The sequence below is a fragment of the uncultured Granulicatella sp. genome (assembly GCF_963545075.1).
Lineage (GTDB): Bacteria > Bacillota > Bacilli > Lactobacillales > Aerococcaceae > Granulicatella.
In genome coordinates, this window is record NZ_CAUUHX010000008.1 from 19,745 (window position 1) to 40,081 (window position 20,337).

Annotated in this window: 16 protein-coding genes and 1 pseudogene; 3 read left to right on the forward strand and 14 right to left on the reverse strand. The window is 34.4% G+C overall.

From position 1 onward, the window contains the following. Positions 1-35: 35 nt before the first annotated feature. Positions 36-2,687 (reverse strand): YhgE/Pip domain-containing protein, encoded by a 2,652-nt coding sequence (locus RWZ86_RS02100; protein ID WP_314679613.1) that lies wholly within the window; start codon positions 2,685-2,687, stop codon positions 36-38. Between the two features lie 129 nt (positions 2,688-2,816). On the opposite strand from RWZ86_RS02100, the gene RWZ86_RS02105 reads away from it, so the two are divergent. Next, on the forward strand, positions 2,817-3,377 hold the full coding sequence (locus tag RWZ86_RS02105) for a TetR/AcrR family transcriptional regulator (protein WP_314679615.1): 561 nt from the start codon (positions 2,817-2,819) through the stop codon (positions 3,375-3,377). Positions 3,378-3,490: 113 nt separating this feature from the next. Here the strand turns inward: RWZ86_RS02105 and RWZ86_RS02110 are convergent, their stop codons facing one another. From RWZ86_RS02110 to RWZ86_RS02135, 6 genes are all read right to left on the reverse strand, one after another. Further along, positions 3,491-5,011, reverse strand: coding sequence for an ABC transporter permease/substrate-binding protein (locus RWZ86_RS02110; protein ID WP_314679617.1), 1,521 nt, complete (start codon positions 5,009-5,011; stop codon positions 3,491-3,493). Next, positions 5,004-5,735 carry an ABC transporter ATP-binding protein gene (locus RWZ86_RS02115; protein WP_314679619.1) on the reverse strand — a complete coding sequence of 244 codons (732 nt, stop codon included), beginning with the start codon at positions 5,733-5,735 and terminating at the stop codon, positions 5,004-5,006. Before RWZ86_RS02115 ends, RWZ86_RS02110 begins: the two co-directional genes overlap by 8 nt. A gap of 61 nt (positions 5,736-5,796) precedes the next feature. After that, entirely contained in the window at positions 5,797-6,561 is a 765-nt protein-coding gene (locus tag RWZ86_RS02120; protein WP_314679621.1) for a nuclear transport factor 2 family protein, read from the reverse strand. A 3-nt stretch (positions 6,562-6,564) separates the two neighbouring features. Then, positions 6,565-7,011 carry a MarR family transcriptional regulator gene (locus RWZ86_RS02125; RefSeq protein WP_314679623.1) on the reverse strand — a complete coding sequence of 149 codons (447 nt, stop codon included), beginning with the start codon at positions 7,009-7,011 and terminating at the stop codon, positions 6,565-6,567. Between the two features lie 135 nt (positions 7,012-7,146). Then, positions 7,147-8,502, reverse strand: coding sequence for a hypothetical protein (locus tag RWZ86_RS02130; RefSeq protein ID WP_314679624.1), 1,356 nt, complete (start codon positions 8,500-8,502; stop codon positions 7,147-7,149). Between the two features lie 16 nt (positions 8,503-8,518). Further along, positions 8,519-9,376, reverse strand: a complete 858-nt coding sequence (locus RWZ86_RS02135; RefSeq protein ID WP_314679626.1) for a methyltransferase domain-containing protein — start codon at positions 9,374-9,376, stop codon at positions 8,519-8,521. 176 nt (positions 9,377-9,552) lie between these two features. Between RWZ86_RS02135 and RWZ86_RS02140 the strand changes: the two genes are divergently transcribed. Beyond that, on the forward strand, positions 9,553-10,713 hold the full coding sequence (locus RWZ86_RS02140; protein WP_314679628.1) for a GTP-binding protein: 1,161 nt from the start codon (positions 9,553-9,555) through the stop codon (positions 10,711-10,713). A 274-nt stretch (positions 10,714-10,987) separates the two neighbouring features. On the opposite strand, the gene RWZ86_RS02145 is transcribed toward RWZ86_RS02140, so the two are convergent. The 5 genes from RWZ86_RS02145 to RWZ86_RS02165 all read right to left on the reverse strand — a co-directional run bounded on the left by RWZ86_RS02145 (position 10,988) and on the right by RWZ86_RS02165 (position 14,584). Beyond that, on the reverse strand, positions 10,988-11,803 hold the full coding sequence (locus RWZ86_RS02145) for a DUF2785 domain-containing protein (protein ID WP_314679630.1): 816 nt from the start codon (positions 11,801-11,803) through the stop codon (positions 10,988-10,990). An 80-nt stretch (positions 11,804-11,883) separates the two neighbouring features. Next, entirely contained in the window at positions 11,884-12,552 is a 669-nt protein-coding gene (locus RWZ86_RS02150) for a hypothetical protein (protein WP_314679632.1), read from the reverse strand. Next, positions 12,549-13,553, reverse strand: a complete 1,005-nt coding sequence (gene floA / locus RWZ86_RS02155; RefSeq protein ID WP_314679634.1) for a flotillin-like protein FloA — start codon at positions 13,551-13,553, stop codon at positions 12,549-12,551. The genes RWZ86_RS02150 and floA overlap by 4 nt, the downstream gene beginning before the upstream one ends. Positions 13,554-13,571: 18 nt before the next feature. After that, positions 13,572-14,207 carry an NfeD family protein gene (locus tag RWZ86_RS02160; protein ID WP_314679636.1) on the reverse strand — a complete coding sequence of 212 codons (636 nt, stop codon included), beginning with the start codon at positions 14,205-14,207 and terminating at the stop codon, positions 13,572-13,574. Between the two features lie 83 nt (positions 14,208-14,290). Beyond that, positions 14,291-14,584, reverse strand: coding sequence for a thioredoxin family protein (locus tag RWZ86_RS02165; RefSeq protein WP_314679638.1), 294 nt, complete (start codon positions 14,582-14,584; stop codon positions 14,291-14,293). A gap of 143 nt (positions 14,585-14,727) precedes the next feature. Here RWZ86_RS02165 and RWZ86_RS02170 point away from each other — a divergent pair, with 143 nt between their 5' ends. Further along, entirely contained in the window at positions 14,728-15,447 is a 720-nt protein-coding gene (locus tag RWZ86_RS02170; RefSeq protein ID WP_314679640.1) for a YebC/PmpR family DNA-binding transcriptional regulator, read from the forward strand. A gap of 1,006 nt (positions 15,448-16,453) precedes the next feature. Here the strand turns inward: RWZ86_RS02170 and RWZ86_RS02175 are convergent. Together RWZ86_RS02175 and sstT are read right to left on the reverse strand one after the other, a co-directional pair. Beyond that, a pseudogene (locus RWZ86_RS02175) lies at positions 16,454-18,938 on the reverse strand (heavy metal translocating P-type ATPase). Positions 18,939-19,054: 116 nt separating this feature from the next. Beyond that, on the reverse strand, positions 19,055-20,296 hold the full coding sequence (gene sstT / locus RWZ86_RS02185; protein ID WP_314679646.1) for a serine/threonine transporter SstT: 1,242 nt from the start codon (positions 20,294-20,296) through the stop codon (positions 19,055-19,057). Positions 20,297-20,337: the final 41 nt, after the last annotated feature.

Genomic DNA, 20,337 nt, shown 5'->3' on the forward strand with positions numbered 1-20,337 from the left:
TCACTAGCTTCTTCCATTCTAATTTATCCTAAATTCTACTCTTCCCCCGCACCAGGTCGATACGCCATCACGCCTAATCCCATAAAGATGACTAACGTCACAATTAAGAATACAACCTGTTCTTGAATTGTTCCTGCCATCGAAATAGTTTGTCGTAATCCTGATACTGAATAACTCATTGGAAGCCATGGGTTAATACTCTTGAAGAAATCATTCGTCAATGCAAGAGGATAAGTTCCTGCACTTGAGGCTAATTGTAATAATAAGAGTATTAATGAGAAGAATGCTCCCACACGAGAATTCCATGTTGTTAATGCCGTTACCATTGCCATAAATGTGACACTTGCTAATAGAATAAGAACTAGAGTTTTCATTTCATGGACTGCTGTTAATCCAATCATGTGTACTCCACCATAAACAAGTATTCCTGCTAATACAGCAATCATTCCATTAATTTCTAATCGAGCTTTAAACCAAGCCCAACGTGTTTCTGGATGTCTTCCAGATGGTAGTTTTGCAAAGATCATATTCGTTGATAATGCTGCCACAAACAATGCAACAGAAATCATATATGGAGCCATCGCAATCCCATTGACTGCTACGGCATCATGATCTGTTTTTGATAATGCCAATGGATTGGATAAAGTTTTCGCATTTGTTTCTTCGGTAGAAGCTAATGCTAATTGTTCATTGGCATCCATTAATCCTGTACTTAAAGTAGTCACTCCACCATATAAAGTTTCCAATCCAGCTGAAAGGGTATTTCCTCCATCAGCAAGTTTTTCTGAACCTTCTGCAATTTTTTGTGATCCATCTGTTAATTTAGAAGAACCTGAAAGGAGTTGTTCAGATTTTTGATTTAACTGGCTTGTTCCAGATTGTAAGGTAGTGATTCCAGATACTAATTCTGAAGATTTTTGGTTTAACTGATTACTTCCAGAAGAAATTTTTTTAATCCCTGCGACTAGTTCAGGAGCTTTTTGTGCTAATTGTCCAACTCCTGAAGTTAACGTAGAAGATTTTTGCGCTAATTGAGAAGAACCTGACGCTAACTGACTCACACTACCGTTTAAAGTACTGTTTTTAGAACTTAAAGTATTAGCTCCTTGGGCCACTTTATCCACTCCACTTGTATAAGCACCTACACCGCTTTGAATTGCTTGACTAGCTGGAACAAGTTGTTGACTGACTGCAGATTGTAGTGTTCCAAGGCCTCCTGATAATTGTGTTAATGAAGAAGACGCTAATGGCAACACTTGTCCTGCTGCAGATTGTAATTTTGCGATACTCTCTGCTTGAGATTTTGCATTTCCCAAATTCCCTTTTAATGCTTGAATCGTTGATAAAATTTCTTTTGCAGATTGCACACTCGTATTCGTTTGATTCGATACAGCTGCTGTTAATTCTGCTTGTTGTTCCGCACTTAAAGTGCTATAAGCATTGGTTGATTGAATAGCTGTTAATGCAGCTTGTTGAGAAGCTTGACTATTCACCATTACACTTTGTGCTGAAGCAGCAATTGTAGATAAAGCATTCGTTACTTCCCCCATTAATGCTGTACTTTCAGTTGCATTCGCTGATTGAATGGCTTGATTTAATTGATCTAACCCCGCTGCTAATTGAGAAACTTGACTACTCTTTTGTGCAGACGCCTCTAATTGACTCGATAATTGTTGAATCCCTTGGTTCAATTGTTGAACTCCATTTCGCAAAGTTTCTGATTGACCTGCCAATTGACTTGCCCCTGAAGATAAGCTATCCACTCCAGAAGTGTAAGCTTGAACTCCACTAGATAATTGATTCAACCCAGAGTCTAGTTTTACAACTCCTCCAGCATATGCTTGAACTCCATCATTTAATTGTTGAATTCCAGATGCTAATTCTGGAGTTTTAGAAGATAATTGATTTAAGCCATTATCTAACTGAGATACAGCCCCTGTATAAGTTAACAATCCATTATGGAAGCTGGCTACACCGCTATCAATTTTTTTAACGGCATCTGTATAAGTCGTTAATCCACTAGTAAATTGCTCTGCTCCATTTGAAAATGTAACACTTGATTGAGCTAAAGTTTGTAAATTAGTTGCTAATTGTTGGCTTCCCTCTTTTAATTGATCGGTACCTGAAGCAAGAGTTTGACTACCTTGCGAAGCTTGTTTCATTCCATCTTTTAAAGTACCCATTTTTTCAAATAAGGCTTTTGTATAAGTTTCTGTCACATTTTTCGCAACAGTTTGCTTTAATTGAACCATTGCTGAATCACTCATTTTACTAGCGATAAAACTATGACCACTAGAAGTTTGATAATCAATATTCATTTGTTCTGGATGATTCGTTAAAATGGATGCAGCTTTTTGGGATAAATCACTAGGTAAGGTCACGACCATATAGTAAGTACCATTTTCTAGTCCTTCTACCCCTTCTTCTTCCGTTACAAAATGAAAATTTAACGCATCATTATCTTTCAAACTCGAAACCATATCTTCACCAATATTCATCGACTCTCCATTATACGAAGCAGCCTGGTCTTTATTGACAACTGCTACTGGTAATTCAGATAACTTTCCATATGGGTCCCACATAGAAGATAAAAATATAATATTATATAAGGCAGGAATTAGTGCAATTCCTATCATCACAATAATGAAAGTTGGTTTTTTCAAAATGGCTTTCCACTCTCTAAACATATAACTCCTCTTTTCTGTACATATTGTCTAATTTTTGATAAAATAGATTATACATCAGTAAAAACAGATATCAAGTAATAAAATCCATTTTTAGACACAGTGTGTAAAAATGTTTATGAAGGAGATATTATGACAGAGAGTAATAAACGACAAAAAACAAAACAAGCCATTGAAAATGCCATGGTACAATTACTAACAGAACAACCTTTCGATCAAATTAGTACGGTAAAATTAGCTGAAACAGCTGGAATCAGTCGTTCAAGTTTTTATACGCATTACAAAGATAAATACGACATGATTGATCACTACCAAAGTAGACTATTTCATACGCTAGAATATATATTTGGGAAATACGCTAACAATAAACAACAAGCTATTTTAGAAGTGTTTGAATATTTACATTCTGAGCCTCTTTTAGCCGCATTATTATCTGAAAATGGCACAAAAGAAATTCAAAATTTCCTTCGCAATAAACTACTTATTTTACTGAAAACAGATATTTTAACACGCTCTGCAAATCGCCCGTTAAATGAAACAGACTTAGAATATTGTGGCGTTTACTTAGCCAATGCACTATTCGGTGTTTGTCAAACATGGATTGCTCACGGTAAAAAAGAAAGTCCTCAAGAAATAACAGACTTTTTATTTCCACTAACCAACGCCGTCAGCGAAGTTTTCTCTAAAAAATAGAAAAAAGCATGAATCGTAAGCGTACGATTCATGCTTTTTTAACATTTATAAATTTTTTGTAGCGAAAGTTAGCCATGAGACTCACAAACAAAAAGATTTTTCTCTTGTCTTTCTTACTTTTTCAAAAGATTAATCTTCACTAAATACTCTCTAGCAACGTCTTCAGCAGGTCTTCCATTTGCCCCTACTTCAAAGTTCATTTGGCTCATTTCTTCTTCAGAAATTTTACCAGCTAATTGATTTAAAATCCCTTCTAATTCAGGATGTTTTTTCAACAATTCTTGTTTCATTAGAGGAGCCCCTTGATAAGGTGGGAATAATTGTTTATCATCCTCTAACACTTTCAATTGGTAACGTGAAATTTCTGCATCTGTTGAATAAGCATCTGTTACTTGAATATCACCTGATTGAATTGCTTGGTAACGTAGTGCAGGTTCCATGGTAGCTACATCCAATTGTAAGCCATACATACTTTGTAATCCTTTGTTTCCGTCTTCACGGTCATTAAATTCTAATGTAAATCCAGCTTTTAATGGTCGATTTACTTTTTTCAAATCAGAAATTTTTGTTAAATTTTCAGCTTCAGCTAATGATTTTGGCACAGCAACGGCATAAGTATTTTGATACGCCATTGGTTTTAAGAATACAAAACCATCTTGTTCTAAAATCCCTTTACGAGCTACTTCATACACTTCTTCAGGTTCATGACTAACTTTTGGTTTATTTTTCAATAAACTTTCTGTAATGGTTCCTGAAAATTCTGGGTAAATATCAATATCTCCCTTTTTCAATGCTTCATATAAGAAATTCGTCTTCCCGAAATTTGGCTTCACTTCAACTTTTAATTTCGTTTGATCTTCGATTAATAATTTATACATATTCATCAAAATTTCAGGTTCTGGTCCTAATTTTCCTGCGATAACTAGCTTATCTGATGTATGCATTTTAGCAATTGTTGGAGCATAGGAAGTTCCTAAGCCAATAATTAAGACTAAAAAGGCTGCCAAAATCGTTCTTAATTTTGCAGTTTCCATCCATTTTAATAAGAAGTTGAATAAAATGGCTAAAATCGCTGCAGAAATCGCTCCAATCAAGATAAGACTTGAATTATTTCGGTCAATTCCTAATAAAATAAAGCTTCCTAATCCTCCTGCACCAATTAACGCGGCTAAAGTCGCTGTTCCAATAATGAATACAGCTGCGGTACGAATTCCTGACATAATGACAGGCATTGCTAATGCAATTTCAAATTTTTTAAGACGTTCTACTTTTGTCATCCCAAACGCAATTCCTGCTTCGACTAAGCTTTCATCAATGCCTTGAAGTCCTGTAATTGTATTTTGCAAAATTGGGAATAAAGCATATAACACTAAAGTCGTTAAGGCTGGCAATGTTCCAATCCCCATTAACGGAATAAATAATCCAATTAACGCTAAGGATGGTAATGTTTGAATAATCCCTGCAATTTGTAATAAAAATCCAGAAATCTTTTTCGATGGACTCACTAATACTGCAACAGGAATAGCAATCAATACCGCTAATAATAACGCTAATAACGACAGTTGAAGGTGTTGTCCAAGAGCTAACATCCATTCACTATTTCTCTCTTGAAAAGTTCGAATGAATTCATTCATGATGTTCTCCCCCTTTAAATAATTCTTTGACGAATGTATTAGCCGGATTTGTTTGAATTTCGTAAGGAGTGTCTACTTGTACAATTTCTCCATCTTTTAATACAGCAATTCGATCGGCTAATTTTACAGCTTCATCTGTATCATGTGTAACAAATAAAGTTGTCATCTTAAATTCTTGATGCAATTGTTTGGTTAAATCTTGTAATTGTTTACGACTAATCGCATCTAATGCCGAGAAAGGTTCGTCCATTAATAAGATTTTTGGAGTCGCAATAATTGCTCGAACAATCCCTACTCGTTGTTGTTCTCCTCCAGATAATTCTTTTGGATAACGATGCGCGTAATCTTCAAAAGAGAGTCCAACTTTCTCTAATAACACCTTCGTTTGTTCTTGAATTTGTTCTTTTTTCCAACCTTTCATCTCAGGAATTAAGGCAATATTTTCTGCTACCGTTAAATTTGGAAAAAGCGCAATTTGTTGCAAAACATATCCTGTTTCTAATCGTAATTCTCTTTGATCATGATCTTTAATACGCTTATCATTCAAGTAAATATTTCCATCTGTTGGTTCAATTAATTGGTTAATCATTTTCATCATCGTCGTTTTTCCTGAACCTGATGGTCCCACTAAGACCATAAATTCGCCGTCTTCAATGCGTAAATTGACATCTTTTAAGACAGTTTTTTCTGCGTAGCGCAATGCTACATTTTTGTATTCAATCATATATACCCCTCATTTTATCGTTATCTTTACAAAAAGACAGACGATTTCACGTTATTGTTTTTTAAAACTTCCCACGATTCGTCAAATCCTCTACCTTAGGCATCACTTCTTTATTGTCCCAATGTTCAACAATTAAGCCATTTTCTAAACGGAAAATATCATATTGTGCATAAGCCACACCATCGATTACGGTTTGTCCATAGCTGACAACATAATTTCCTTGTCCTAAAAGTTGGAAAACAAAATCATATGTTACATCATGATCTTCCACATATTTTTTATACGCTTGACTTCCTTGACCAATTTCATGATTATGCTGAATTAAATGCTCCTCTACATAATGACTCCATTGTTCTAATTCTTTATTTTGGAAAATTTCTGTTAAGAAACGACGAACTATTTTTTTATTTTCAACTGTCTGTTCCAAATCTGTTACTTCAAAATCACTAAATATTTGATCCAACTGTCCTTGTTCAGGAGTTCGATAGTAATCAATTACATCCCAATGCTCCACAATACGACCATTCTCATCTGAACGAAATGTATCTGTCGTTACCCACTGAGCTTCTCCACCATTAAGAAATTGATGAACATGGACAAACACTAAATTTCCATCTTCAATTGTTCGAACGATTTTAATTTCACGTTCTGGATGACGTTCAAAAAAGTTGGCAAAGAAAGCTGCAAAACCTTCTTTTCCATCTGGTACGCCTGTTGAATGTTGAATATAAGTATCTCCAACACAGTTGGCTTGTGCTTCAGCAACATGCCCATCTTGAATCGCATGTAAATATAAATTTTGTGCATTTTCTACTTGCTTTGACATCACTTACCCATCTTTCCCTTTTAAATTTGATAAAATTCTTTCTTGAAATTTTTCAAACTGTTGAATTTCTTCTTCTGAAAAACCTGTATAGAAAATCTCATACAACTCTTGGCTAACTCTTTCTCCGATTTCTTTTTGAGATTTTCCTAATTCCGTTAAGTTCACATATTTTCTACGTTTATCTTTCGGACAATCTTGCATGCAAACTAAGCCTTGTTCTTCTAATTTTTTTAGCATACTCGTTAATGTGTTGTTCGCTAGTCCTGTTCTACAGCTCAATTCCGAACAGGTAATATACCCGTCCGTATCATTCCATAAGATCGACAATATTTTCTCTTGTTCACTTCTAAAAAGAGCGTCTGGTTCCTTACTTAATAACTTTTGATAAAGTCTTCCATTCAATAAACGAATATGGTGAATTAAATATCCTCCATTCTTTTTAGCCCCCATGACATTCATCTCCTCTCTTTTTTATTTCTATATAGAACTATATACCTATCCATCCGTTTTGTCAATTACTTCTATATAGAAATTTTAAAAATAAATAAAAAAGAGCGTTCTTACTCGAACACTCTCTTTGAATGATTAATCTACTTTTTTCATTTCTTCAAACATTTCATCGTTAACATAACATCCAAGAGCTGGATTTTCTGATGGGTTAATGACTACATCGAAAGCTTTAGTTACTTGAGATAAAGTTTGAATCATACCGCTCCAGCTTTCATCATAAATTTCTCTCAATCTCTTCCAATCTGTATAGAAGACCATTGCTTCTTTTTCATCTTTTCCTGGTAAAATCGCAACATTTAATTTTTCTCCAGAGTGTAAATCAACTTGAGCATTTGGATCGGCATTTTCTAATTTAATTGGTGTTAAGAATTTTGCTTTTGGTAATTCTAAACATAAGAAACGATAGTATAAGCCGTGCATAATTTTTTGCTCTTCTGTTTGCGGGAATCCTAATTGTCCTAACAACAAGATCCATCTCATCGCATCAGGATTAGTCACAGGAATCTCTTCTTCTGCTACTCCTGTATAATCAGGTGCTGCAATAATTCCTTCTGCCGCAAGAGACGTTTGTTCTGTTACTAAATGAACCCCTGTCGCTCCATTTTGGTAAAACGTTTCTAAGAAGAAATTCTCAATTCCTTTTCCGTCTTCTCCTTTTTGAATACGACGTAATTCAAAAATTTCTGTATCTGCGAATCGAGAAGCTAGTCTTTCTTCATATGCTACTGGCGCAATAAAGATCATTGGAGAACTACAAATGAATCCACCTTCTTCTCTTTGTTGTGTTTGAGAGAATAAATAAGGTTCTTTCGTTTTTTTAGAATAAACCGTTACTAACTCATCTGCTTGTAATAATTTATTTCGTACAGCAATCATTAATTGTTCAATCTTACCAACATTTTCAGTATGCTCTTCTGGTGTTTCTTGAGAAGCATTCATATGACAGTATAGTAAAAATACACGTGCAATTTCTGATAAATCCGCTAAGCTTAATGTATCAATATCTCTTTGTGTTAAAACACCTTCTTGACGTCCCACGAAGACATTCCCTAATGTATTAACAAATGTTTTATAGATTTCTTCTTTGTTAGCACCTTCTTCATGTAATACGGTTCCTTTTTTAATTCCTAAAGGCATCGCATCTTCTAACCAAAGAGCCACTGGTTCATTTGTTACTTCAAACACTTTTTCTCGCTGAGCATTTTCCATTGCGTAAATTGCAGAAGTTGTGACAGTTCCATTGTCATCTCCAAGATTTGTCAACCAAACAAAGTCCCCTACTTTTAATGTTCCTTCAAGATTCCCTGTTACTACTAAGTCTAGTGAGTCGTCACTAATTTTATAAACATCTTCTACCCCTAGTTTGAATGCTGGTTTTTCTTGTGCTGTTTCTTCTGTTTCTTGTTTTTTAAATAAATTTTTTAATCCCATGTTCGTTCCTCCGTCGTTAATTCTTTTCTCCAACTAATATCCATAAATGAACCGTTATTGTTTCTAATGGATGATTTCTACTATATTCTTGGTCTTCTTTACTAGCTCCCCAATATAAAGGAGTCATTTGTAATAAGTGTTCATACATTTCTGTTGTCAGTTTTACTTGATACGAAACTTCTTTCATCTTCATAGATGGATATTCTTGTTTAAATCGTTCTACAATATCCTCATTCGAATAGTGTTGTTTTTCTTCGTTACTTTTATATAATTGTTGTCTTAATTCAATTAAATAGTTACTTCCAGGAATAATTTTAATGAATGTTCCTCCTGGTGCTAGCACACGGTTGAACTCCTTATAATTCGAAGGAGTTAACATATTAATGAGTGTACCACAGGATTCATCCCCGAAAGGCAGCTGCGCTAAATCTGCCACAATCCACAAAGCTTTTTGAGAATGATGATTACTAGCAGCCAAAATTCCTTCCTTAGCAATATCCATCCCTACTAAAGGAATATCTTCTAAAAATGACGATAAATAAGCAAGTGGGCTTCCTTCTCCACAACCAATATCAACAAGCATTTTATTCTCCTGTTTTGGAATCAGTGACAAAACTTCATCTAATAGTGGATTGAAGAAACCACTCTGCGCTAATTCATACCGATGCATAAATAACTCTGCATCATAATCCTCATTCGCTTTTTGTTTCATCAAATGGAGCGTTCCTTTTTTATTAATATCAAAACGATGACGATTCGTACAAACCATACTATACCCGTCGATTGTTTCAATAGCTGCATGACAATAGGGACATGCAAATAAATGTTGATGTTTTTGTATAAAGTCTCGACTCCAGTCGATTTTCTTTTGCATCATCCACACTCCTGCTCCATTTATTCTCAATTGTCAGTATACCATAAAATTACTTTTCTGTTTGATTTTCTTTCTCCATCAAAATAACAGTTTTTTATTTTGACATTTTTTCCTGCAATGATACAATAGAATAGAATCGTAATTATCCCGATTTAATTACATGAATGGAGGAAATCATGATGAGTAGTAAAATTCCAGTAACCATTGTCAGCGGATTTTTAGGAGCAGGTAAAACAACGCTCATTAACAAAGTATTAAAAGAAAAACACGGCGAACATATTGCCGTAGTTATTAACGAATTTGGAGAAATTGGTGTCGACCACCAATTCGTCTTAGATGTAGAAGAAGAAATTTATCAAATGGATAACGGCTGCTTATGCTGTACTCTTCGTACAGATATTGCAGACATGTTAAAATCTATTTTAATGGTCAAAGAACAAAACGGTATTAAAGTGGACCGTGTATTATTTGAAACAACTGGTTTAGCAGATCCTGCACCAATTGCTCAAACATTTATCAATGTACCATTTTTAAATGAACACTTTATCTTAGATGCTGTTTTAACAGTTGTCGATTCAAAAAATTTCTTATATCAAACCACTCATCAAACTGAACCAGCAAAACAAGTCGGTTTTGCAGACAAAATCTTTATGTCAAAACATAGTTTAGTAGATGACACGATTTATACAAAAGTGATTAACGAAGTTCGTTCTATCAATCCTTTTGCAGAAATTCAAGACTTAGATGCTCGTCCAGTTGAAATGAAAGATATGTTTGGTCTTGAATTATTCTATGCTTCTGAAAAGAAAATTTTAGAAATGCAAGAAAATTCTGAAGAAGAATATTGTGAAGCGTGTGGACACACTCATGCGCATGGCGAACATGATCATCACCATCATCACGATGAAGAACATTGCGAAGAATGTGGACATGCTCATGCACACGGTGAACACGATCACCACCATCATGATGAAGAGCACCACCACGAACACGATCATGATCACCATCATGGACATCATCATCACAAACATCACCACCACAGTGGTATTAATTCATTTGTGATTGAAACAGAGAAACCTCTTGTTTTAGCCCATATTAATGAATGGTTGAATGAATTAGTTTATATTTATGGACCTGAATTATATCGTTATAAAGGAATTTTAAGTGTAGAAGGTTTGGATTATCAAATCATTTTCCAAGGTGTTCAAATGAGCTTTGATATTTCTCGTGGACGTGATTGGAATGATACAGAGCGTAAGTCGACTTTAGTGTTTATTGGTAAAAACTTACCAGAAGATACATTAAGAGAAAGCTTTGTCGCTTGTACAAATAAATAATAAGCATAAAATAACTACAATAAAGCAGAAAAAACTTTTCTCACTGTAGCAAGGTCGCCAGCAACCTCGCTATACGAGTCTCATGTGCTACGGTGATGGTTTTTTCTGTTTTATTTAATTCTCCAAAGATTCTTCTTACTTTCTTATTGGAGTCTTCATATAATTTTCAAAATTTCACTCTATACTTTAGTCATTCCCAAATAAGAAATATTATCCTCCCAAGTTAAATATTTCAAAATCCTTTTTTCCACCGACCACTGTGTCGGTGGTTTTTTTAATATTCTTGGAGAATAATCATCATTTCCTCTTTCGAAGAACTTTCCCAAAGGTTTAAAGACTCCAATCTAAAATAGATTGTTGCTAAAAAACTTTTATACATCGCTAAACGATAATAACTTTCACGGCTTCCATCTAATTCTTCAAATCTTTGCTTTTTCATCCACTCACACAAAAGTTTTTGAGAAAGATTTCCAGACTCTATTCCAAAAAAGATTGCTAAGCCTAATCTTTTCTCTTCTTCATCCATAAATGGTTGTTGACTCTTTTGTAAAATATCACTAATGACTTCTAATACTTCTACTACATATTCTTGGGTACATTTCGGATGTGAAATAATGGTTCCTAATAAATCGGCACCATGAGCAAATGCATGTACCCATCCTAGCTTCTCATCGTAGCCCGTTCTGTCTTTTTCTCTTTTCAAATAACGAATTCCATTTTGCATCCAAGTGACTCTCTCTGGAGTTGTTAAACAAGAATCATATCCACTTGTTTGATCCCCATCGACTTGTAAAATCATTCCCATAACAAGTGCTGAGAATGAACGATAGGCTGTTGCACTACCGGTCTCTTCTAGTCTATATTCCAAAGGATTGGTGACATTCATTTTTTCAATCAGCCAATGTAATTGTTCTTTTGTTATTAATTGTTCAAAAATAAATTGTCCAAATAAATTAAAAACTAAGTCGTCTCTAATTTCTGGATTCGGATTTCCGATATTCTCCCATAACCATTCTAATTCTTCTTGTGTTAATGCTGTATTATTCCCTTGTTTTATTTTTAACTGAGAAATCATTTCTTGTTCTAACATGATATTCACCTCTCTACTAGGCATATTTTAACACAAAATAAAAAGGATAAACATTTCTGCCTAACCTTTTTCTACGCTTTTTATCGCATACTTTTTGGTTTTGACAACACTTCACTTGCGACAATCGCTTTTTTCCATTGTAAGTGATGTTTCAACACTCGATTTTTCTTTGTATAATTTGTTGCACTTTTAACGGTTTCAACGACTAAATCGCCTTTTGAACCCATATGTTGAACTTCTTCTTCCTGTAATTGAATGGCTTCCATTTCTTCTACAAAAGCTCGAAGAGATTCTAATAATTCTTCTGGTAAATTCGGATTATTTAAGTATAATCTTTTTAATTTTTCAGTATGAATTAAAATGGCACTTCTTCTCATCGTATCAATTTCTTCTGGAGAAATAATCGACACTCTTTGAATGAGTTCCTTATCAAATACGGATAAAGAATAATCCTCTGGTGAAAATTGTTGAAACACTTGTACCATCTTTAAAAATTGTTGTCTCATTTTCTCTGTATGGGATAATGTCGCTTTAGTTTCTGGCATTTCTTCTACAACAACATCTACTACTTTTTGATTTTTTGGATGATGATGTTTAGACGAAACTGGTTTTTCTTGAAAAGAATGATTGAACCAATCGTGCAGTTGGTCAAATCCATGCTCTTTACTCTTTAGTTTTAAATTAATATAACTAGCAGCAGACATGATCACAAGGATTACTACATACAAGAGAAAGATTACAATTTTCATGATTCACTCTCTACAGAAGATTTGCTAATCGCTTCTCTCATATCTGTATCTGATTGAATATTTTTCAATTGATAATAGTCCATGACTCCAAGCTTTCCATTACGAAGAGCTTCTGCCATTGCTAATGGAATTTGCGATTCAGCTTCTACAACTTTTGCACGCATCCGTTGTACTTCTGCTAACATTTCTTGTTCTTGCGCTACGGCAAGAGAACGACGTTCTTCAGCTTTAGCTTGTGCAATTTTCTTATCTGCTTCTGCTTGTTCTGCTTGTAATTTTGCTCCGATATTTCTACCAACATCAACATCTGCGATATCAATGGATAGAATTTCATACGCTGTACCTGCATCCAATCCTTTTCTCAAAATAGTTTGGGAAATAGAATCAGGATTTTCTAAAACTAATTTATGGTGAGCTGCTGAACCAACTGTGGTAACAATCCCTTCACCAACACGAGCAATAATCGTTTCTTCGCCAGCACCCCCAACTAATCGTTCAATATTGGCACGTACGGTTACTTTTGCTTTTGCTTGAACTTCAATCCCGTCCATCGCAACCCCTGCAATAACCGGAGTTTCAATGACTTTTGGATTAACAGACACTTGAACGGCTTCAAATACATTTCTACCTGCCAAATCAATGGCAGCCGCTTGTTCAAATTCTAAGTCAATATTCGCACGTTGAGCTGCAATTAATGCGTCGATCACTACATTGACATTCCCACCTGCTAAATAATGGGCTTCTAATTCATTAATATCAATTTTTAGCCCTGCTTTTGTTGCTTTAATCATTGGACGCACAATATATTGAGGAGCTACTCGACGTAATCTCATCCCTACTAATGTGCCTACTCCAATTTTTACATCAGAAAAATACGCTGTAATCCATAATCCAATTGGTACAAATCTAAAAAATAACATCACTACTGTTAAAATTAGAAATAGTATCACAATGAGTCCAATGACTCCTGCTGGATTATTCAATAACCCTTTTTCTAACATGTTACTCCCTCCTACTGATTATTTGTTCTCCAAAGCTTGTACGACAATTTTACTGCCTTCCACTTTTACAACTTGTATCCTTGTATTTTCTGGAATGACAAATCCCGTACTAACTACATCAACGATTTCACCGTTTAGTTCAGCCTTTCCGCTTGGACGTAATACCGTCAATGTTTTCCCTATTTGATTAACTAATTCGTCATATACTTTTGAGGTTGAATAGCCTTTTGATTTTTTTAGAGAAGAAAGTAATACTAATCCTTTCTTATGAGAAAAATGATTTCCTCTTTTCACCAATAAAACTAACAAGACTATTGCCAACAATAGTGACATTAAGATTAAAACGACTAAATCCATGACAGCCTGGTTTGCCCAGTACATCCCTCCTATGACTAACACTGTTCCTAACACTCCTAAAGCACCAATTCCTGGAATTAATACTTCAAATCCTAAAAATAGGAAACCAAATACAAATAGGATGATAACGAAGAAATTCCAGTTTGGATGAAGGAAAATGTAGGTTGTAAAACTTATTACTGTTATAACACTACCGAGTAAGTTCCATTTGGAGAACAAAGAAATAAAAACACCCATGACAGCTACAAACAGTAATAGTAAGTCTACATACAAAAGACCACCCCCATTCGTTGCCATCATTATAGCACTTTTCTTTTTAAATACAACCAAATAATTCTTATGAAATGCTTAAATTTAAAGGATGAAAACCATTTCTAAAATTACGATGAATAGTCTTCCATTTGAGCAAATTCTTTCGCTTGTTGTAGTTGTTTTTCAAACAAATCTATATCAATAAATCTCGCTTGGCGAGCGAATTCTTTTTCTCCTACAAACACAATTGCAACGGGAACTGTTAGTACTTGATACTGACTTGCCACTTCAGGATGCTGCGTGACATTAATGATTTCTAACGCTACTCCTTCTTGCTCTGTGACTTCCTCTACTCGTGGTTGTAATGCATGACAAACACCACAAGTTTCGCTTCCTAAATAGATTACTTTAATATTTTTCATAAACTCACCTCCCCTATAGTGTAACATTTTTAGAAAAATTTTCTTGTAAAATGCATTTCTGAATAGAAAATACTTAACAAACCTAGCTTCCATCTGTATAATGAAGAATGTCTTATAGATATTTTTAGAAAGTGAGTGAGAAAATGGGACGTAAATGGGCTAACATCGTAGAAAAGAAAACTAAACTCGATGCTAACAACAGTAAAATTTATGCAAAATTCGGAATTGAGATCTATGTAGCAGCAAAACAAGGTGAACCAGATCCACATTCTAACCAAAAATTAAAATTCGTAATTGACCGTGCTAAAACTTATAATGTACCTCGTCATATTATCGAACGTGCAATTGAAAAAGCTAAAGGTGGCGGAGATGGCGATTACCAAGAATTACGTTATGAAGGATTCGGTCCTAACGGTTCTATGATTATCGTAGATGCATTAACAAATAACGTAAACCGTACTGCTGCAGACGTTCGTGCTGCTTATAGCAAAAACGGCGGAAACATGGGTGCACCAGGTTCTGTTACTTATTTATTCGACCATACAGCAATTTTCGGTATTGCAAACAAAGATGCAGATGAATTATTAGAACAATTAATGGAAGCAGAAGTAGACGTTCGTGACGTTGTTCAAGAAGACGACCAAGCAATCGTTTATGCTGAACCAAACGACTTCAACACAGTTCGTGCTGCATTAGAAGGATTAGGAATTACAGAATTCACAGTATCTGAAATCGAAATGATTCCTCAATCAGAAGTAACATTAACAGGCGATGACTTACGTTTATTCGAACGTATGATTAACGCATTAGAAGATAATGAAGACGTTCAAAAAGTTTACCACAATGTAAACTTAGAAGACTAATCATTGTTGATTTTTTCAGAAAAGAACAAAAGTCTGTCCTAGGAGAAGTTCTCCTGAGACAGACTTTTTTGGTTTGAGATTATTTAGCGTGTACTTCTTTTATAAAGCCCTTACAAAGATTAATTATACACCAATTATTTTAGAAATATAAGTCTATTTTTTTCTGAAATGATATTTTAGAATATGGATAAGATAAGGAAAACTAGACACCTAATCAGAGTGGAGATGAATAAAAATGAGTAAGTTTTTATTTAGTAATTATTTATTTTATGGAGCTTTTTTCGGCGTAGCAACACTACTTCTTATTTATTATTTCTTACCTGACTTTTTCTTATTATTTGTTCATCTATCTACCATTTGTTTTTATCTAGCATTACTGTATGCTTTTTTAAAATTTGTGTACAAAAAGAGTAAAAATAAATCTTAAAATGTTACTTATCACAGCTTAGATTGTGATGGTGTTATTTTAGATTTGAATTAGCAGTCAACCTTTTCTTGCTACCCGAGGTGATTATAAATGGTAACAGTATTTGTGTTTGTTATGGGTTTGATTTCAGTAACAATAAGTATTGTATTAGTCTATAAAAAGAAAATTCAAGAATTTAATCCAATGAGTTTTTTAATATTTGTATTACTATTAATATTTATTTTAGCTGTAGTTTCCATGAAATATTGAAGCGACTCTTGGATAAGTTTTCCTTAATGGTCATCATCGTCATTTCACTTAGTAGAGGAGATGGCATGGTATATAAATGTTAGGAGGAATTGATATGAAGTTTTATGAAATAATCATCTGTATTACTTTTATATTTTTAGCCTTATTAGTTTGGTTTACCAATATTCTCGATTCATTTCCATTTCTTAAACCAGTAATTGTTATATTTTGTATTGCTAGTTTTTACTACAATGTTATATTCCCAAGAAACAAAGACATGGATATAAAATAATGAAGGAATAATTGAAGCGACCTCAAAAAATTAAACTTTTTGGGGTCGCTTCATCTTTTTTATTTTTCCAATTTAGATAATTTATGATTCAATCGCAATGCGTTTAGCACAACTGATACTGAACTGAAACTCATCGCAGCTCCTGCTATCATTGGACTTAATAATGGGCCTCCAAAGAAATGTAAGACACCCATCGCTACTGGAATTCCAATCACATTATAAATAAATGCCCAGAATAAGTTTTCCTTAATCGTCATCATTGTCATTTTGCTTAATTGAATCGTTTTAGCCACTAATCTTAAATCATCTTGCATCATCACCATATCGGCAGTTTCAATGGCAACATCTACTCCAGAACCAATCGCAATTCCGACTGTTGCTTTGGCAAGTGCCGGTGCATCATTAATGCCGTCTCCAACCATAGCTACTTGATAGCCTTCGTCTAATAATTGTTGGACAACACTTGCTTTTTCATTTGGTAATACTTGACTATATACCGTTTCAATTCCTACTTCATTCGCAATTGCTTTTGCTGTTTTTTCATGATCTCCTGTGACCATTCTAACTTGAAGTCCTAAAGCTTTCATTTGTTGGATTGCTTCTTTACTAGTTGCTTTAATTGTATCCGCAACTACAATAATGCCAGCTACTTGTTTTTGAATGACTACGAACATTGCTGTTTGTCCTTGAGAAGCTACTTCATCAATCACTGCGTTAAAATCATCCACCGCAATTTCTTGATTTTGTAATAATAAATGATTTCCTAGTAATACTTCTTTTCCATCTACAATCCCTTGAATTCCCATACCAGAAATAGATTGGAATTGTTCAATTGGTAAAACGTCAAATTCTTGTTTTTCAGCTTCTTCCACGATGGCTTTTCCTAATGGATGTTCAGAATGTTTTTCAATAGAAGCTGCTACTTTTAGCACTTCTTCTTTTGAATAATCGTTGAATACTTGAATATCGACTACTTTAGGTTTTCCATTTGTAATCGTTCCTGTTTTATCTAGTAAAACAACACCGACATGTCCAGCTTCTTCTAAAGCTGCACTACTTTTAATTAAAATTCCTCTTTTAGCACCGAAACCTGTTCCTACCATAATGGCAGTTGGAGTGGCTAATCCTAATGCACATGGACATGCAATGACTAACACAGAAATCATCACAGTTACGACAAATTCAAATGATTCTCCACCAATCAATCCCCAATAAAGGCCTGCTAAAAGAGATAGTCCCATTACGATTGGAACAAAAATTCCTGCTACACGGTCTGCAATGGCAGCAATTGGAGCTTTAGAACCTTGCGCTTCTTCTACTAAACGAATAATTTGAGATAAAGTTGTATCTTTCCCAACTTGACTCACTTCCACTTGGAATGAACCAGTTGTATTCAATGTAGCACCAACAACTTTGCTTCCTTCTTTTTTGAAGACTGGTACACTTTCCCCAGTAATCATGGATTCATCAACAAAGCTTTCACCAGAAAGAATCACACCATCAACCGGAATTTTTTCACCTGGTCGAACGAAAACTACTTCCCCAACTTGTAATTCCTCTACAGGCACTTCTACTTCTTTTCCATCACGAATCACTGTTGCAACTTTTGGAGATAAAGCAACTAATGATTGAATCGCTTGAGAAGTTCTTCCTTTTGTTAAAGTTTCAAAATATTTTCCAACTGTAATAAAAGCTAAAATCACTGCTGCAGATTCTACATAGAGATGCATCACATAATGATACTCTCCACCAAAAATACGAATCGTACTCCATACACTATATAAAATGGCAGCACTCGTTCCCAATGCAACTAATGAATCCATATTCGGATGCTTTCTAATCAATGCCTTAAATCCATTCACAAAATAACTACGACCCACCCATAAAATAGGAGTTACTAAAATCAATTGCGTTACAGAAAATACAATTGGATGTTCCATCGGCTGTAAGATTTGTGGAAGAGGAAGTCCAATCATTTCACCCATCGCAATATAAAGTAATACAATGGCAAACACACCTGATACCCACGCTCTTACTTTCAGCGAGTGTAATTGTTTTTCTTTTTTAATCGCTGTTTTTTCTAACACATCTTCTTCATCATTTATCAATATAGCCTGATATCCAGCTAGAGAAACAGTTTCCATAATTTTTTGCACATCTGCTTCCTTTGGATTAAATTGCACCATCATTTTTTCAGTCGCTAAATTCACATTGGCTTCTTTAACGCCTGGAAGATCTCGGACAACTTTTTCAACCGTACTGACACAACCGGCACATTGTAATCCTTCTAATGCAAATTCTTCTTTCTTCATGATTAACAACTCCTCCTTACTATTATGCTAATTCAGCTTGATATCCTGCTTTTGATACTGATTCAATAATTTTTTGTTCCTCTACTTTATCTTGTTGAAATTGTACAGTCAGCTTTTTAGCTTCAAAATCAACACTTGCTTTTTCAACACCTTCAACAGCACTCACTGCATTCTCAACAGCTTTCGCACAACCTGAACATTTTAATCCTTCTACTTTAAATTCTTTTATCATTAAAAAAAACACCTTTCTTAAATTTACATTTGTAAACTTCGTAAATTGATTATACCTCTTATTTTAAAAAAGTCAACACACAAAAAAGGAAGACTAAAAAGTCTTCCCTAGAAATGTTATTCTGCTAATTCAGGACTAACGTTAATTACTCGTCCTTCTTTTTTCCATTGACGGAATTCTGCTGCTGCTGTGAATAAAACATCTGTTGATGAATTTAAGGCAGTTTCACAAGAATCTTGTAATACCCCAATAATAAATCCAACCCCAACAACTTGCATCGCAATATCATTTGAAATTCCGAATAAGCTACATGCAACTGGAATTAATAATAATGATCCACCTGTTACCCCAGAAGCACCACATGCTGCTACTGTTGATAATACGCTTAGTACTAACGCTGTTAAGAAGTCTACTTGAATTCCTAAAGTATTTACAGCGGTTAATGATAATACTGTAATTGTAATAGCTGCGCCCGCCATATTAATGGTTGCCCCTAAAGGAATTGATACTGAATAGCTATCTTCATCTAATCCTAAATCTCTACATAATTCCATGTTTACTGGAATATTTGCTGCTGAACTACGAGTGAAGAATGCTGTAATTCCACTATCTTTCAAGCAACGGAATACTAATGGATAAGGATTTTCTTTAATCATAAAGAATACAATAATTGGGTTCATAATTAATGCTACAAAGAACATACTTCCAACTAATACCATAATTAACTCACCATAAGTTGCAAATACACCTACTCCATTTTCTGAAACAGTTGTATAAACTAATCCCATAATCCCAAATGGTGCAAAACTAATCACTAATTTAACAACATGACTTGTTGCATCTGCAATTTGTTGTAAAAATGATTTTGTACTTTCATCTGCTTTGCGGAATGCAAATCCAAACACAACTGCCCAAGATAAAATACCAATATAGTTTCCGCTCATTAAAGCATTCACTGGATTATCTACTAATTTTAAAATTAAGGTTTGTAATACTGAAGCAATTCCTTCCGGCGCTGCAATTTCTGATACAGTATCCGTTAATGTTAATGTAATTGGAAATGCAAAACTAGCAATAACTCCAACTAATGCTGCTGCAAAAGTTCCGAATAAATATAAAATAACAATTGATTTCATATTTGTTTCATGTCCTTCTTTATGTTGTGCTAAAGCACTTAACACAATAAAGAATACTAATAATGGTGCGATTGCTTTTAACGCACTTACGAAAACTGTCCCGATAGTTCCTACCGCTACAGCTTGAGGAACGAAAATTCCTAATAAAATACCAATAATCATACCAATGACGATTCGGTTAATCAAACTTAATTGATTCCAAAAACTTAATACTTGTTTCATCTTCTTGCCCCTATTCTATTAATATAGCGACAATCATACAC

Excerpts from the sequence above, each read along its gene's own strand:
- RWZ86_RS02130 (WP_314679624.1), bottom strand. The coding sequence starts at position 8,502 with ATGGGATTAAAAAATTTATTTAAAAAACAAGAAACAGAAGAAACAGCA.
- RWZ86_RS02100 (WP_314679613.1), bottom strand. The coding sequence starts at position 2,687 with ATGTTTAGAGAGTGGAAAGCCATTTTGAAAAAACCAACTTTCATTATT.
- RWZ86_RS02125 (WP_314679623.1), bottom strand. The coding sequence starts at position 7,011 with ATGGGGGCTAAAAAGAATGGAGGATATTTAATTCACCATATTCGTTTA.
- RWZ86_RS02110 (WP_314679617.1), bottom strand. The coding sequence starts at position 5,011 with ATGAATGAATTCATTCGAACTTTTCAAGAGAGAAATAGTGAATGGATG.
- floA (WP_314679634.1), bottom strand. The coding sequence starts at position 13,553 with ATGTTAGAAAAAGGGTTATTGAATAATCCAGCAGGAGTCATTGGACTC.
- RWZ86_RS02150 (WP_314679632.1), bottom strand. The coding sequence starts at position 12,552 with ATGAAAATTGTAATCTTTCTCTTGTATGTAGTAATCCTTGTGATCATG.
- RWZ86_RS02145 (WP_314679630.1), bottom strand. The coding sequence starts at position 11,803 with ATGTTAGAACAAGAAATGATTTCTCAGTTAAAAATAAAACAAGGGAAT.
- RWZ86_RS02165 (WP_314679638.1), bottom strand. The coding sequence starts at position 14,584 with ATGAAAAATATTAAAGTAATCTATTTAGGAAGCGAAACTTGTGGTGTT.
- RWZ86_RS02120 (WP_314679621.1), bottom strand. The coding sequence starts at position 6,561 with ATGTCAAAGCAAGTAGAAAATGCACAAAATTTATATTTACATGCGATT.
- RWZ86_RS02115 (WP_314679619.1), bottom strand. The coding sequence starts at position 5,735 with ATGATTGAATACAAAAATGTAGCATTGCGCTACGCAGAAAAAACTGTC.
- RWZ86_RS02105 (WP_314679615.1), top strand. The coding sequence starts at position 2,817 with ATGACAGAGAGTAATAAACGACAAAAAACAAAACAAGCCATTGAAAAT.
- RWZ86_RS02140 (WP_314679628.1), top strand. The coding sequence starts at position 9,553 with ATGATGAGTAGTAAAATTCCAGTAACCATTGTCAGCGGATTTTTAGGA.
- RWZ86_RS02170 (WP_314679640.1), top strand. The coding sequence starts at position 14,728 with ATGGGACGTAAATGGGCTAACATCGTAGAAAAGAAAACTAAACTCGAT.
- sstT (WP_314679646.1), bottom strand. The coding sequence starts at position 20,296 with ATGAAACAAGTATTAAGTTTTTGGAATCAATTAAGTTTGATTAACCGA.
- RWZ86_RS02135 (WP_314679626.1), bottom strand. The coding sequence starts at position 9,376 with ATGCAAAAGAAAATCGACTGGAGTCGAGACTTTATACAAAAACATCAA.
- RWZ86_RS02160 (WP_314679636.1), bottom strand. The coding sequence starts at position 14,207 with ATGGCAACGAATGGGGGTGGTCTTTTGTATGTAGACTTACTATTACTG.